This window comes from Rhizobium etli CFN 42, assembly GCF_000092045.1.
Classification (GTDB): domain Bacteria; phylum Pseudomonadota; class Alphaproteobacteria; order Rhizobiales; family Rhizobiaceae; genus Rhizobium; species Rhizobium etli.
The window spans coordinates 1,483,942-1,498,127 of sequence record NC_007761.1 but is presented as its reverse complement, the minus strand read 5'-3'; the positions used below and the strand labels follow the sequence as shown (position 1 = coordinate 1,498,127).

Here is a 14,186-nt window from a genome sequence, read left to right as displayed (position 1 = left end):
GCGCCTCAATTGGCAGCAACGGCTGGAAACAAATGGGTAAAACCCGTTTCCGATGGGCAGAGCGCATTGAGATCCACCGCCCCCTGAATGCCGTCGACTGTGCCGTTATCGGCAAATTGCCAGATCGACCAACGGCTGCAGGCATCCTGCGTCGGCTCGTTGAATACGCTGCGCAGCCAAAGGTAATGCTCGGGGAAGCGGGCCTTGTTGCCTTTCAGATATTGGTCGAAGAATTCCTGTGTGACGTAAAAGATCGGCTTTTCCGGAAAGGTGCCTTTCAGCTCGGTGACGAAGGCATTCACTTCCCTCGCCATTTCCTCGACCGTCAGGACCTTGTTGCAATTGCCGACAAACTCCAGATCAACGGCGACCGGCAGCGTTCCGGGCGTCTTCGGTACCGTCGCCAGGACATTCTGCGCCTGATCCCTGCCCGGGCGGCAGAATGTGAAGAAATGATAGGCGCCCCTGACCAGCCCGGCATCTCCGGCACGCTGCCAGTTCTCGGCAAACTTTGAATCCCTGTGATCGCCGCCTTCGGTCGCCTTCACGATTGCAAAACGCACGTTCGGCTGGGCGGCTACCGTCTTCCAATCGATGTCGCCCTGGTGATGGCTGACATCGATGCCTTGTATAGGATAGCGCGACAAGGGCGGATTGTTGAAGCGAAGCATGCCGAAATCATATGCGAAATATGCGGCGGATGCGACCAACAGAATTGCAGCCGCTCCGATCGTCCACCGAACAACGCTCCCCACTCATTCCTCCCGTATTTTCAACATGTTCCGAACCGGCTATACGCGATTTGCGCCACGAAAATGGCAGACGAGCCTCAGGGGACGCAGCGCACCGGATAGGTCGCTCCAGTTGTCGCCGCTCCTACCTCGCCCCCTCTTGACCAAACGTCATTCCCGCGCCATAAAACGCGGCATGAAAACGGTTATCTGCATTATCTGCGGAAAGATTATTCGCTAGCGCACGCGCTGGCCTGGCCGTTTTCGTCTCCCAAATAGTCAAGATGCGAAACGCCCCGGCCTGCCGGTCGCGATATTTTTCTGATCGTGCATTTGGGAGAGTGAAATGGGCCGCACGCCGGAACTGAAGCTGTACAACACGCTGACGCGGGAGAAATCGGCCTTCAAGCCGATCGATGCCGAGAATGTCCGCATGTATGTCTGCGGCCCGACCGTCTATGATTTCGCCCATATCGGTAATGCGCGGCCGGTCATCGTCTTCGACGTGCTGTTCCGGCTGCTGCGCCATGTCTATGGCGAAGATCACGTGACCTACGCCCGCAACATCACCGACGTCGACGACAAGATTAATGCGCGGGCGCTGAGAGATCATCCCGGCCTGCCGCTGAATGAAGCGATCCGCGCGGTCACCGAAAAGACCGAGACGCAGTTTCACGCCGATGTCGCCGAGCTCGGCTGCCTAGAGCCGAGTGTCGAGCCGCGCGCCACCGACAATATCGCAGAGATGATCCAGATCATCGAGAAGCTGATCGGCAATGGGCATGCCTATGTGGCGGCAGGCGAAGTGCTGTTCGACACCAAATCCATGGCCGATTACGGTGAGCTTTCGAAGCGACCGCTCGACGAGCAGCAGGCCGGCGCCCGCGTCGCCGTCGATGCACACAAGAAGAACCCCGGCGATTTCGTGCTCTGGAAACTGTCGAGCCATAACGAGCCCGGCTGGGAGAGCCCCTGGGGCCGCGGCCGGCCCGGCTGGCATATCGAATGCTCCGCGATGAGCAGGCGCTATCTCGGCGATATCTTCGACATTCACGGCGGCGGGCTGGACCTGATCTTCCCGCATCATGAAAACGAAATCGCCCAGTCTCGCTGCGCGCACGGGACCGAGGTGATGGCGAATGTCTGGATGCACAACGGCTTCGTGCAGGTCGAGGGCCGCAAGATGTCGAAGTCCGAGGGCAATTTCGTCACCATCCACGATCTGCTGCACACGGAAACTTTCGGCGGCCGCAAATGGCCGGGCGAGGTGCTGCGCCTTGCCATGCTGATGACGCATTACCGCGAGCCGATCGATTTCTCGATCAAGCGGCTGGAGGAAGCCGAACGGCTGCTCGCCAAATGGCCGACGGCGGAAGCCGGCGATGCGGCGCCCGACGAGAGCGTGCTGAACGCGCTGGCCGACGACCTCAATACGGTCGCCGCCGTGCAAGCGCTGCATGCGCTGGCGCAACCCGGCAACGATGCCGTCTTCGCCGCAAGTGCGGTGCTCCTCGGCGTGCTGCCGAAGAAAGTCGAAATCGACGAAGCCTTCGCAGCGGCGGTCGATGCACTGGTCGCCATGCGTCTTGAAGTGTTGAAGGCGAAAAATTTCGTCGAGGCCGACAGGATTCGCGACGAGCTGGGGGCAAAGGGCATCCAGCTTAAGGACGGCAAAGATCCGGAAACCGGCGAACGAGTGACGACGTGGGAGGTCAAGCGGTAGGATGGGTTGGGCGGCTAGATATACCCCCCTCTGCCCTGCCGGGCATCTCCCCCACAAGGAGGGAGATCGGCAAGACGCGCCCGCTTGCCAAGATATCGACCGCGCACCACGTGGCTTCGGCCAACTGAGGCGTTTGATCAGGGTGAGCGGCCGCTCCTATCCGATCTCCCCCCTTGTGGGGGAGATGCCCGGCAGGGCAGAGGGGGGTGCCGCCGCAGCCCCGTCACGTCATCGCGAGAGGCAAGCCATGCCGCATGCACCAGTTCCGCCCCAACGGCGGGCGAACGCTCGGCGCATGCGCAAAGCTCTGACCGAGGCTGAGCTGAAACTCTGGAACGAGCTTCGCGCCCATCGCCTGATGGGCCTCAGCTTCCGTCGACAGATGCCGATCGCCGGTTATATCGTTGATTTCGCATGCCCTAGCCGTCGCCTTATCGTAGAGATAGACGGCTCGCAGCACGCCCTCGCCCCGAACGTCCCCTACGATCCTATCAGGACCCAACGTCTTCAGGCGGACGGCTGGACCGTTCTGCGCTTCTGGAACGATGATATCCTGCGGGATATCGACAACGTGTGCAGCCATATCATCCGCATCATCGGAAAGGACCTGCCATGACCGAGACCTATACCGGCGGATGCCAGTGCGGCGCGATCCGTTTCCGCGTCAGCGGCGAGCTCAAGGATTCGTCGATCTGTCATTGCCGCATGTGCCAGAAGGCGTTTGGGGCCTACTATGCGCCGCTGGTCTCGGTGCGCGGCGCCGATTTCGAGTGGACGCGCGGAGAGCGAAAAAAGTTCCGCTCCTCCAATTTTGTCGAGCGTGGTTTCTGCGGAGATTGCGGCACGCCACTGACCTACGAGGCTCCGGATGGAATGGCGATTGCCGCCGGCGCCTTCGACGATCCCTCGCAACTGCCGCCGAGTATCCAGTGGGGCGTGGAAGGCAAGATCGGCTTCGTCGATCATCTGCATGAACTGCCCGGAGAGCGAACCGAAGCCGATTTGACGGCAGGCTCCTTCCTACATGAACTCGTTTCCTATCAGCATCCAGATCATGATACGTCCGTCTGGCCACCGGAGGATCGCGCTTGAGCGTAGTGACGGAACAGACCGGCGGATGCCAGTGCGGGATGGTTCGTTATCGGGTGCGCGGCGAACTCGGCTATCCCCATATCTGCCACTGCCGCATGTGCCAGAAGGCGGCCGGCAATTATTTCCTGCCGCTCGCCGCGGCCAAGCGCGAGCATTTCGAGCTGACGCGCGGCGAACCGAAGTGGTTCCGCTCCTCTGATCTCGTTCGGCGCGGCTTCTGCGGCGATTGCGGCACGCCGCTGTTCTACCATATTCCGGAAGCCGACTTCATCAACATCGCGCTCGGCTCGCTTGATGATCCTGGTGCGGTCAAACCCGTGATGCAATCGAACACCGGGCGCAAGATGTCCTGGTTCCACGCACTCGACGGCCTGCCGGTGGAAGCAGAGCCTGAAACGCCCGACCGCGAGGACGCGATCGCGGCAAGCAACCATCAGCACCCGGATCACGACACTTCCCAATGGCCACTCGGAGAAACACATGACGGATAAGATCAGAACAGGCGGATGCCAATGCGGCGCCGTGCGCTTCCGCATATCAGGCCAGTTGGGGCGGCCGTCGATCTGCCATTGCCGCATGTGCCAGAAGCAGTTCGGCGGCTTCTTCTCCGCACTGGTCACAGCACCGGAGGAAGGGACGGAATGGACGCGCGGCGAGCCGAGCTACTTTCAATCGTCGGTCAATATCGACCGCGGCTTCTGCAGCAATTGCGGCACGCCGATGACCTACCGGCATCCTGGGGGCCTGGAGCTTGCGATCGGCACCTTCGACGACCGCAGCGATCTCGCGCCGCAGATCCAGGTCAATTATGACGCCCGCCTGCCATGGGTCGAGACGATCTTCGAGGCACCCGTGCATCAGGATCCGGATTTCTACGCCCGACAGGAGGCGATCATCTCCTTTCAGCATCCCGACCACGACACCCAAGCCTGGCCTGCGAAAGGCGTGAAAATATGACCGAGATACTGCGCACGCTCTATCCCGAAATCGAAGCCTATGCCTCCGGCCATCTCGATGTCGGCGACGGCCATGTGATCTACTGGGAACGGTCGGGAACGCCCGGCGCCAAACCCGCTGTCTTCCTGCATGGCGGCCCCGGCGGCGGCATTTCGCCTGCCCACCGCCGGCTTTTTGATCCTGCTCTCTACGACGTCATGCTGTTCGACCAGCGCGGCTGCGGCAAGTCGACACCGCATGCGGAACTCAATGCCAACACCACCTGGCACCTCGTCGCCGATATCGAGCGGCTGCGCCAAATGGCCGGCGTCGACAGATGGCAGGTATTTGGCGGCTCCTGGGGCTCGACGCTGGCGCTCGCCTATGCAGAGACCCATCCGGAGCGCGTATCCGAGCTCATCCTGCGCGGCATCTATACGCTGACCAAGGCGGAGCTCGACTGGTATTATCAGTTCGGCGTGTCGGAAATGTTCCCGGACAAGTGGGAGCGTTTCGTCGCTCCCATTCCCCCGGAAGAGCGGCATGAGATGATGCATGCCTATCATCGCCGCCTTACGCACGCGGACAGGAATGTGCGCCTTCAAGCCGCGCAGGCCTGGAGCATCTGGGAAGGCGAAACGATCACGCTGCTGCCGGAGCCGTCGACCAGCGGCAAGTTTGAAGAGCCGGAATTCGCCTACGCCTTCGCCCGCATCGAGAACCACTTCTTCGTCAATGCCGGCTGGATGGACGAGGGACAGCTGATCCGGGATGCCGGCAAGCTCAGGGATATTCCCGGCGTGATCGTACATGGTCGCTACGACATGCCCTGCCCCGCCAAATATGCCTGGCTGCTGCACAAGGCCTGGCCGAAGGCGGAGTTCCACCTGATCGAAGGTGCGGGCCATGCCTATTCGGAGCCGGGGATTCTCGATCGGCTGATCCGGGCGACGGATAAGTTTGCCGGGAAGCCGGACTGATCATTTGGGCAGCCCTTCACCCTAGCCCTCTCGCCGCTCGCGGGGAGAGGGGACGTGCCCCGCGATACGGTGCGGCATTCGCCTTCTCCCCGTCAGAACGGGGGAGAAGGTGACGGCAGCCGGATGAGGCGCAGCATCGGCAGTGCAACAACACCCGCCTGTCGGGAGGAAACGACATGAAAGAACGCATCTATCTCTTCGACACCACGCTCCGGGACGGCCAGCAGACGCCCGGCATTGACTTTTCGGTCGAGGACAAGATCGCGATCGCCGCCATGCTGGATGAGTTCGGCCTCGATTATGTCGAGGGCGGATATCCCGGCGCCAATCCGACGGACACCGCCTTTTTCGGCGAGAGGCGCACCAGCCGGGCCACCTTCGTCGCCTTCGGCATGACGAAGCGGGCGGGCGTTTCGGTCTCCAACGATCCAGGCATTGCCGGGCTGCTGCAGGCCAAAAGCGACGCGATCTGTTTCGTCGCCAAGAGCTGGGACTATCACGTCGCTGTCGCCCTCGGCTGCACCAACGAGGAAAACCTCGAATGCATCGCCGAAAGCGTCAAGGCGGCGGTCGGCGCAGGCAAGGAGGCGATCGTCGACTGCGAACATTTCTTCGACGGCTTCAAGGCCAATCCGGCCTATGCGATCGCCTGCGCGAAAACGGCCTATGAAAGCGGCGCCCGCTGGGTCGTGCTCTGCGACACCAATGGCGGCACGCAGCCGCCGGAGGTCCGCGCCATCGTCGAGGCGGTGATCGCCGCCGGCGTGCCCGGCCGCTGTCTCGGCATCCACGCACATAACGACACCGGCCAGGCGGTCGCTAATTCTCTGGCAGCGGTCGAGGCGGGCGTCCGGCAAATCCAGGGCACCTTGAACGGTATCGGCGAGCGCTGCGGCAACGCCAATCTCGTCACGCTGATCCCGACCCTGGCGCTGAAGAGCGCCTACAATACACGTTTCGAAACGGCGATCGATGAGGAGCGGCTGCTCAACCTCACCCGGCTCTCGCATGCTTTCGACGAACTGCTCAACCGCTCACCTGACCACCAGATGCCCTATGTCGGCGCGTCCGCCTTCGCCACCAAGGCCGGCATCCACGCATCGGCGCTGCTGAAGGATCCGAAGACCTATGAACATGTGCCGCCGGAAAGTGTGGGCAATTTCCGTAAGGTCATGGTCTCCGACCAGGGCGGCAAGGCGAACTTCATCAATGCGCTGAAGCGGCGAGGTATCACCGTCGCCAAGGACGATCCGAAGCTCGACCTCCTGATATCGATCGTCAAGGAACGTGAATCCATCGGTTATGCCTATGAGGGCGCCGATGCGAGCTTCGAGCTCCTGGCGCATCGCACACTCGGCACCATCCCGGAATTCTTCACCATAGAAGGCTTCCGGGTGATGATCGAGCGCCGCTTCGACAGTCTCGGCCGCGTGAAAATCGTCTCGGAAGCGGTGGTCAAGATCACCATCGACGGACAGACGCTGATGTCGGTTGCCGATGCCGAAGGTCCGGTCAACGCGCTCGACCTGGCGCTGCGCAAGGATTTCGGCAAGTACCAGCACGAGATCGACGATCTGGTGCTCGCCGATTTCAAGGTGCGCATCCTCAATGGCGGCACGGAGGCGATCACCCGCGTGCTGATCGAATCCACCGACAGCGACGGCGTGCGCTGGTGGACGGTCGGCGTCTCGGAGAACATCATCGACGCTTCTTTCCAGGCGCTGATGGATTCCGTCATCTACAAGCTGATGAAGAACCGGCAGCTGGCGGGCAAGATCGCGGCGGAATAAATCTGTTCCGCCCGTTCGGCGGCGTTGCCGGCGCCACTTTTGCCGGTCTTCCGGCCGCTCGGTCCGGCGCCGGACGGCCGCTCGTGTTCGCCATCGCCCTGGTCTTTGCTTCAAATCCTCTCAGCCTTCATTCAACGAAATGAATTGGCCTATTCACGGCGCTTAAGCTAGGCCGGATCAGAAGAAGAACAAAGATGGAAACACCCGATGTCGACCGATGCATCCGTTCCGTTGATCAAGAACGAAGATAGTCCGCGTGGTTTCGCCTTCGCGCTGACAGCCTATCTGCTCTGGGGCTTCCTGCCCTTCTACATGAAGGCGGTCGCACATATTCCGCCGGCGGAAGTCATCGCCCACCGCATCGTCTGGTCGCTGCCGCTGGCGGGGATCGTGTTGGTCCTGCTCGGGCGCACAGCGGATATCCGCGCGGCACTGCGCTCGCCGCGCATGCTGGCGATGGGGGCACTGACGGCGTCGCTGATCACCGTCAACTGGGGCACGTATGTCTGGGCGATCGGCGCCGGCCATTCGCTTGATGCAGCACTTGGCTATTTCATCAATCCGCTGTTCAGCATCTTCCTCGGCGCGGTGCTGCTCAAGGAGAAGCTGCAGCCGCTGCAGATCGCGGCGATCGCGCTCGCGGCCCTTGCCGTCGCCATTCTCGCACTGGACAGCGGCGGCATTCCATGGGTGGCGCTGACGCTGGCAGTCAGCTGGGGTTTTTATGCTTTGCTGCGCAAGACGCTGCCACTCGGGCCGAACCAGGGCTTCTTCCTCGAGGTTCTTATTCTGAGCGGGCCGGCCGTCGTCTACATTCTCTATCTCGAATACGGCAGCGGCGCGGGCCATTTCTACCGTACCGGCCTTGCCGATACGATCTTGCTGCTCGGCTGCGGTGTCGTCACCGCCGTGCCGCTGATGATCTATGCCAATGGCGCCAAGCTCCTGAAGCTGTCGACGATCGGCATCATGCAGTATATCGCGCCGACGATGATCTTCCTGATCGCCGTCTTCGCCTTTCAAGAGCCGCTCGGCACGGCGCGCATGATCGCGTTCCCGCTGATCTGGGCTGGGCTGTTCCTCTATAGCTGGTCGATGCTGAAGGGAAGCCGCGGGCGCTAAAGGCGCCCGCCCGACCTACATCTTCGAAATTACCTCGTCCTCGCCACCGCGATCGGCGGCGAGTTGGGCGGCCTGGGCCATGATCGCGGGAATGATGCCGGCGACGTCGTCGACGACGAGCGGCTGCACCCGATGGGCGGTGTGCAGAAAACCTTCTTCGGTCATATGCCGCATCAGCTCCATCATCGGATCCCAGAAACCGTTGATATTGGCAAAGACCATCGGCTTTTCATGACGGCCGAGCTGCGCCCATGTCATGATCTCGACGATCTCCTCCAGCGTGCCGATGCCGCCAGGCAACGCGACGAAAGCATCGGAACGCTCGAACATCGTATGTTTGCGCGCGTGCATGTCAGGGGTTACAATGAGTTCGTTGAGCTGACCGAGCGAATGGCGAGTCGCTTCCATATCGATCAGGAATTCCGGGATGATGCCCGTGACCTGACCGCCGCCTGAAAGCACACCGCTCGCAACCGCGCCCATGATGCCTTTGGTACCTCCGCCATAGACGAGGCGCAGGCCGTATTCGGCGATCTCTCTTCCGAGAGCACGCCCGGCCGCCATGTGGGAATGATCGCGTCCCGGCCTTGAGCCGCAGTAAACGCAGATGGATCGAATCGATACAGATTGTTCGGTCATAGGGCAAAACAACTATTCCATTTCAATGCAGTCAAGAAAATTGACTGAAAAGACGCGTGCCCGGCTTGCCGAATTGCTTTGAATGCTTGTGAAAAGCATCGGAAATCGCTAGCAATTTCGGTTACTACGGCAAATTGCCGCCTTGGGAGACATAATGATGAAGAACCGTGCCGGCTTGCTGGCCCTTGCAGTGCTCGTAATCGCAATCCTACTGATGGTATTTGTCGTCATGCCGCGCATCGGCGGTGATGCATCCAAAGTCGGCGACGCCATCAACCAGGCAGGCACGGAGCTCAAGAACACGGTTAACGAAGCGGCAAAGACATCACGCTCTGCCGTGGCCGACTCGGCTGCGGTCGCCGATCAGGTCAGACGCCTTTCGGCCGACGCCGGCGTGGCGCTCGGCGAGATCAAGACGCTGTTTGCCGACGGCAAAGGCCCGGCCGTCGATGTCTTCTCCGCCGCCAAGACCAAGGCCGTCAATGCGCTCACCGCACTTGTCGGCTTCACCGTCCCCGAGGGCATCGATCCCGCAACACAAGCCATTGCCGCCAAGGCTAAGGAAGGCGGCGCCAAGGCGCTCGCCATCGTGCAGTCGCTGCCGGAAAACATGGCGGATGCGCCTGGCGCGATTGCCAAGGCCGAAGCCGCTCTGACCGGCGCGCCCGAGCCAGCCTCTGCCGCGACCACGGCAGCCGCGAATGCCGGCCCGAAACTTCCTGCCTTCGACGTCCTGCGGGTCGAGCCTGATGGATCGACCGTCATCGCCGGCTCCGCCGAGCCGAACGGCAAGCTCGAAGTGCTCGACGGCGAAAAGGTGGTTACGACGGCCGATGTCGGCCCGAGCGGCGATTTCGCCGCCGTTCTCGACGATCCGCTTCCGGCCGGGGACCACCAGCTCGCGCTCAAGGTGACGGGCAAGGATGGCAAGGTCGCGCTTTCCGAAGAAGTCGCCACCGTTTCCGTGCCGAAGGACGGCAATGCCGCCAACCTGCTCGCCATGGTCTCCAAGCCCGGTGCAGCGAGCCGCATCATCACGGCGCCGAAGGGCGAAACCGAGGTCGCCGACGCATCCAATCCGATGGCGACGCCTGCCGGCAAGCCGGCAACCGCCGAAACCGCGGCTGCTCCCGCTGCGGCCGACGCTCCTGCGACAGCTGCACCGACCGGCGAACTGGCGCTGCAGACCCCCGGCCTGCCGGACGCCTCCGCCGGCGGCACGGATGCGGCGCCGGCCGTTCCCGGTGCTGCCGGAACCGACAAGACGATTGCGCCCGATGTGATGGTCAATGCCGTCGAGATCGAGGGTAACAAGATCTTCATCGCCGGGACGGCGCGCGCCAATGCCAAGGTGCTTGGTTATGCCGACGATAGCCTTGTCGGCCAGGATATTGCCGGCCCCGACGGCCATTTCGTCATCGACGGCGTTGCGGCCCTCTCGGTCGGCGACCATAAGATCCGCGTCGACGTCGTCGATCCCACGGGCAAGGTAATTGTGCGCGCCGCAGTGAACTTCAATCGCCCGGCGGGCGACCAGGTGCGGGTTGCCGCTCAAGTCGGCCCCGCCGATGCAAATGGCGCTTCCTCGATGGTGCCGCTCGACGAAGGTGAGCTCGGCAAGCTCAAGGCCGAAGCCGGCAAGGCGTTCGGTCTGCTGAAGGGGCTGTTTGCCGATGGCAAGCTGCCCGGCGCCGAACAGCTGGCGGCGGCGCGCTCGGCAACGGAATTCGCTCTGCGCTCGGTCGCAGACTTCCGCCCGTCGGCAGACGCGTCCGACAGCTTCAAGCAGGCCTCCGGCTCCTCCTCGCAGACCGCCGCCAAGGCGCTGAAAGTGCTGCAGGATCTGCCGAAGGACGCGAAATCCGTCGGCGCCGGCCTCGACGGGCTGGGTGCGATCATCGGCGAACTGACCGATGCGCCCGCACCTGGTGCAAACGACGCCGCCGGCGATCAGCCGAAGACGATCGAACAGGCGCCGCTGACGGCAAACAATGCGGCGGTCATCATCCGCCGCGGCGACACGCTGTGGCAGATCTCGCGCCGGACCTATGGCCTCGGCGTGCGCTATACGACAATCTACATCGCCAACGAGGACAAAATCGTCGACCCGGATCGCATCCGTCCCGGCCAGATTTTCGGCCTGCCGAAGGACGCACTACCGAATGCCGAGGAGCTGCACCGCAAGCGGCTCTCCAAGCAGCACCTTTGAAAGGGCGGCGTCTGGGTAACGCCACCTGATGAAGCCGGGCGGGAGAAACGCCCGGCTTCGCTTTTCCTCAAGTCCGCGCGTGTTGCATTCGTCGGTCCGACACCTTATCTGGCGGTGGCGGTTCGGGATTTGGGCAAGCGCTTCAGGCGCGTCCCTGCCCCCACGCCTTGCCGGACATCGAATCAAATCATCCGGACTGGAGACACGGCATGGCAAACGGCAAGACAGTCTCGGAATCACACCTGCTGCGGACACTTTTCAACCTATGGCCCTATATGTGGCCGGCAGGGCGAACCGACCTCAAGATGCGTGTCATCTGGGCCTCGGTCTTTCTGCTGGTCTCCAAGTTCGTCCTGCTGCTCGTCCCCTATTTCTTCAAGTGGTCCACCGATGCGCTCAACGGCAGGATGGACCTTGCCGGCGCAGTGCCACCGCTCCTTGCCGGCGCCATCGCCCTTGTCATCGCCTATAACGTCACCCGGCTGATCCAGCTCGGGCTCAACCAGCTGCGCGACGCGCTCTTTGCCAGCGTCGGGCAACACGCGGTGCGCCAGCTTGCCTATAAGACCTTCGTGCATATGCACGAGCTGTCGCTGCGCTTCCATCTGGAGCGCAAGACCGGCGGGCTGTCGCGCATCATCGAGCGCGGCACCAAGGGCATCGAGACGATCGTGCGTTTCACGATCCTTAATTCCGTTCCGACCGTCATCGAATTCTTGCTGACGGCGGTGATATTCTGGTGGGGCTACGGCTTCTCCTATCTGGCCGTCACCGGCTTTACCGTCTGGGCTTATATCTGGTTCACGATCCGCGCTTCCGACTGGCGCATCGCCATCCGCCGGTCGATGAACGACAGCGACACCGACGCCAACACCAAGGCGATCGACTCCCTGCTCAATTTCGAAACCGTCAAATATTTCGGCAATGAGGAGATGGAGGCCAAACGCTTCGACAAATCGATGGAGCGCTACGAGAAGGCGGCGACCGATGTCTGGACGTCGCTCGGCTGGCTGAATTTTGGCCAGGGCGTCATTTTCGGCATCGGCACGACCATCATGCTGGTGCTGTCGGCGCTGGCGGTGCAACGCGGCGAGCAGACCGTCGGCGATTTCGTCTTCGTCAATTCGATGCTGCTGCAGCTTTCCGTGCCGCTCAACTTCATCGGTTTCGTCTACCGCGAAATCCGCCAGGGTCTGACCGACATCGAGCAGATGTTCGACCTCTTGGAGGTGAAAGCCGAGGTCAAGGACGCGCCCGATGCGGCAGAGCTCGGGATCGGCAAAGGTGCGATCTCCTTCAAGGACGTGCACTTCGCCTACGATCCGGCCCGCCCGATCCTGAAGGGGATTTCCTTCGATGTGCCGGCCGGCAAGACGGTCGCCGTCGTGGGGCCGTCGGGTGCCGGCAAGTCGACGCTATCGCGGCTGCTCTACCGTTTCTACGATATCCAGAGCGGCGCCATCACCATCGACGGGCAGGATATCCGCACGGTGACGCAGAAGAGCCTGCGCTCTCTCATCGGCATGGTGCCCCAGGACACCGTGCTCTTCAACGACACAGTCGCCTACAATATCCGCTACGGCCGCACCTCGGCCAGCGACGACGAGATTTATGCCGCCGCCGAAGTGGCGCAGATCGCGCATTTCATCGAAATGCTCCCCGAAGGGTTCGAGACCAAGGTCGGCGAGCGCGGCCTCAAGCTTTCGGGCGGCGAGAAGCAGCGGGTGGCGATCGCCCGCACCGTCCTCAAGGCGCCGCCGATCCTGATCCTCGACGAGGCGACATCGGCGCTCGACACGACGACGGAACGGGAAATCCAGACGGCGCTTGACGTTGTTTCGAAGAACCGCACGACGCTGGTCATCGCCCACCGGCTTTCGACCGTCATCGGCGCCGACGAGATCATCGTGCTCAAAAGCGGCGAGATCGCCGAGCGCGGAACGCATGCCGCCCTTCTCGAACGGAACGGCCTCTATGCCTCGATGTGGAACCGTCAGCGCGAGGCGACACAGGCGGAGGAACACCTGAAGCAGGTGCGCGAGAGCGACGAGATGGGCGTAATCACGCGGCTTGCCCCGGCAAACTGAAGCGGGAGGCGGTGGTGTTACCCGGTCACTAGCGTAAATGTGGAATCGTCGGAGCGATCAGTATCCCCCTCTAAGGCCGGTCATCGAGGCTATTGCATGAGCCGGAGATCTTTGAACCACGATGGCATATGCGCCAGACGCGGCCACTATGGCTGCCGCCCCTATTCTGTGACATCGCAGAAGTTGAGAAAACAAGTGTCGCTCTAATGGGATTTTGCGGCAAGGCTCATAGGCTGCTCGTGTCTTCGCGAACCTTCAGAATACGCTCTATAAGACCCCATTCAAGCGCTTCCTCCGCCGTCATGAAGCGGTCGCGATCCATCCCGCGCTCGAAGTCTTCGTAAGAACGTCCGCAATGCTCCGCGTAGAGCCGCGTCATGCGTTGCTTGGTCTTTAGAATTTCCTCGGCATGAATCAGCATGTCGGAAGCCTGCCCTTGAAAGCCACCGGAGGGCTGGTGAATGAGGATACTGGCATTGGGCAATGCGGCTCTTTCGCCGGGTTCACCTGCCATCAGCAGGAACGATCCCATCGAACGGGCCGTCCCCATGCAAAGTGTATGAACCGGCGCACGGATGAAGCGCATGGTGTCGTACATGGCCAGGCCGCTGGTCACGGCGCCGCCCGGCGAATTGATATAGAGGTTGATGGGCTTTTCGGGGTCCGCTTCCAGGAACAGCAGTTGCGCGCAGACGAGGGCCGAAACGGTATCGTTCACCTCGCCATTGAGGAAGATAATCCGCTCGCGCAGAAGCCGGGAGTAGATATCAAAGGATCGCTCCCCCCGGCTGGACTGTTCTATGACCATAGGGACGAGTTGCATCGCTTCGCGCATCGGCGACCTCCTGACTTTCAGAATTTTCGCGGGAGGCTCGCC

General features: G+C 61.9%; 13 protein-coding genes. 10 read left to right on the top strand and 3 right to left on the bottom strand.

Features of this window, described 5'->3' with window-relative positions; all coding sequences use genetic code 11:
• Positions 1-5 precede the first annotated feature (5 nt).
• Entirely contained in the window at positions 6-755 is a 750-nt protein-coding gene (locus RHE_RS07280; protein ID WP_011424761.1) for a glycoside hydrolase family 25 protein, read from the bottom strand.
• 322 nt (positions 756-1,077) lie between these two features.
• Here RHE_RS07280 and cysS point away from each other — a divergent pair, with 322 nt between their 5' ends.
• The 8 genes from cysS to rarD all read left to right on the top strand — a co-directional run bounded on the left by cysS (position 1,078) and on the right by rarD (position 8,374).
• Entirely contained in the window at positions 1,078-2,454 is a 1,377-nt protein-coding gene (gene cysS, locus RHE_RS07275) for a cysteine--tRNA ligase (RefSeq protein WP_011424760.1), read from the top strand.
• A gap of 247 nt (positions 2,455-2,701) precedes the next feature.
• The gene (locus RHE_RS07270) at positions 2,702-3,070 is read left to right on the top strand and encodes an endonuclease domain-containing protein (protein ID WP_020920892.1); all 369 of its coding nucleotides are present in this window, start codon (positions 2,702-2,704) and stop codon (positions 3,068-3,070) included.
• A complete protein-coding gene (locus RHE_RS07265) occupies positions 3,067-3,546 on the top strand; it encodes a GFA family protein (RefSeq protein ID WP_011424758.1) in 480 nt (159 codons plus the stop codon). Before RHE_RS07270 ends, RHE_RS07265 begins: the two co-directional genes overlap by 4 nt.
• On the top strand, positions 3,543-4,037 hold the full coding sequence (locus tag RHE_RS07260) for a GFA family protein (protein ID WP_041678605.1): 495 nt from the start codon (positions 3,543-3,545) through the stop codon (positions 4,035-4,037). The genes RHE_RS07265 and RHE_RS07260 overlap by 4 nt, the downstream gene beginning before the upstream one ends.
• Positions 4,027-4,503 (top strand): GFA family protein, encoded by a 477-nt coding sequence (locus RHE_RS07255; RefSeq protein WP_011424756.1) that lies wholly within the window; start codon positions 4,027-4,029, stop codon positions 4,501-4,503. The genes RHE_RS07260 and RHE_RS07255 overlap by 11 nt, the downstream gene beginning before the upstream one ends.
• Positions 4,500-5,462: a prolyl aminopeptidase gene (pip, locus tag RHE_RS07250; RefSeq protein ID WP_011424755.1), complete on the top strand. Its 963-nt coding sequence runs from the start codon at positions 4,500-4,502 to the stop codon at positions 5,460-5,462. The genes RHE_RS07255 and pip overlap by 4 nt, the downstream gene beginning before the upstream one ends.
• 176 nt (positions 5,463-5,638) lie before the next feature.
• A complete protein-coding gene (cimA, locus tag RHE_RS07245; RefSeq protein WP_011424754.1) occupies positions 5,639-7,252 on the top strand; it encodes a citramalate synthase in 1,614 nt (537 codons plus the stop codon).
• Between the two features lie 207 nt (positions 7,253-7,459).
• Positions 7,460-8,374 (top strand): EamA family transporter RarD, encoded by a 915-nt coding sequence (gene rarD, locus RHE_RS07240; RefSeq protein ID WP_011424753.1) that lies wholly within the window; start codon positions 7,460-7,462, stop codon positions 8,372-8,374.
• Positions 8,375-8,389: 15 nt separating this feature from the next.
• Here rarD and RHE_RS07235 read toward each other — a convergent pair whose 3' ends face one another.
• Complete coding sequence (locus tag RHE_RS07235; RefSeq protein WP_011424752.1) at positions 8,390-9,013, bottom strand: LOG family protein; 624 nt, start codon at positions 9,011-9,013, stop codon at positions 8,390-8,392.
• Between the two features lie 154 nt (positions 9,014-9,167).
• On the opposite strand from RHE_RS07235, the gene RHE_RS07230 reads away from it, so the two are divergent.
• Entirely contained in the window at positions 9,168-11,222 is a 2,055-nt protein-coding gene (locus RHE_RS07230; protein ID WP_042118181.1) for a LysM peptidoglycan-binding domain-containing protein, read from the top strand.
• Between the two features lie 209 nt (positions 11,223-11,431).
• Positions 11,432-13,309: an ABCB family ABC transporter ATP-binding protein/permease gene (locus tag RHE_RS07225; RefSeq protein WP_011424750.1), complete on the top strand. Its 1,878-nt coding sequence runs from the start codon at positions 11,432-11,434 to the stop codon at positions 13,307-13,309.
• Between the two features lie 226 nt (positions 13,310-13,535).
• On the opposite strand, the gene RHE_RS07220 is transcribed toward RHE_RS07225, so the two are convergent.
• On the bottom strand, positions 13,536-14,144 hold the full coding sequence (locus tag RHE_RS07220; protein ID WP_011424749.1) for an ATP-dependent Clp protease proteolytic subunit: 609 nt from the start codon (positions 14,142-14,144) through the stop codon (positions 13,536-13,538).
• Between the last annotated feature and the right edge of the window lie 42 nt (positions 14,145-14,186).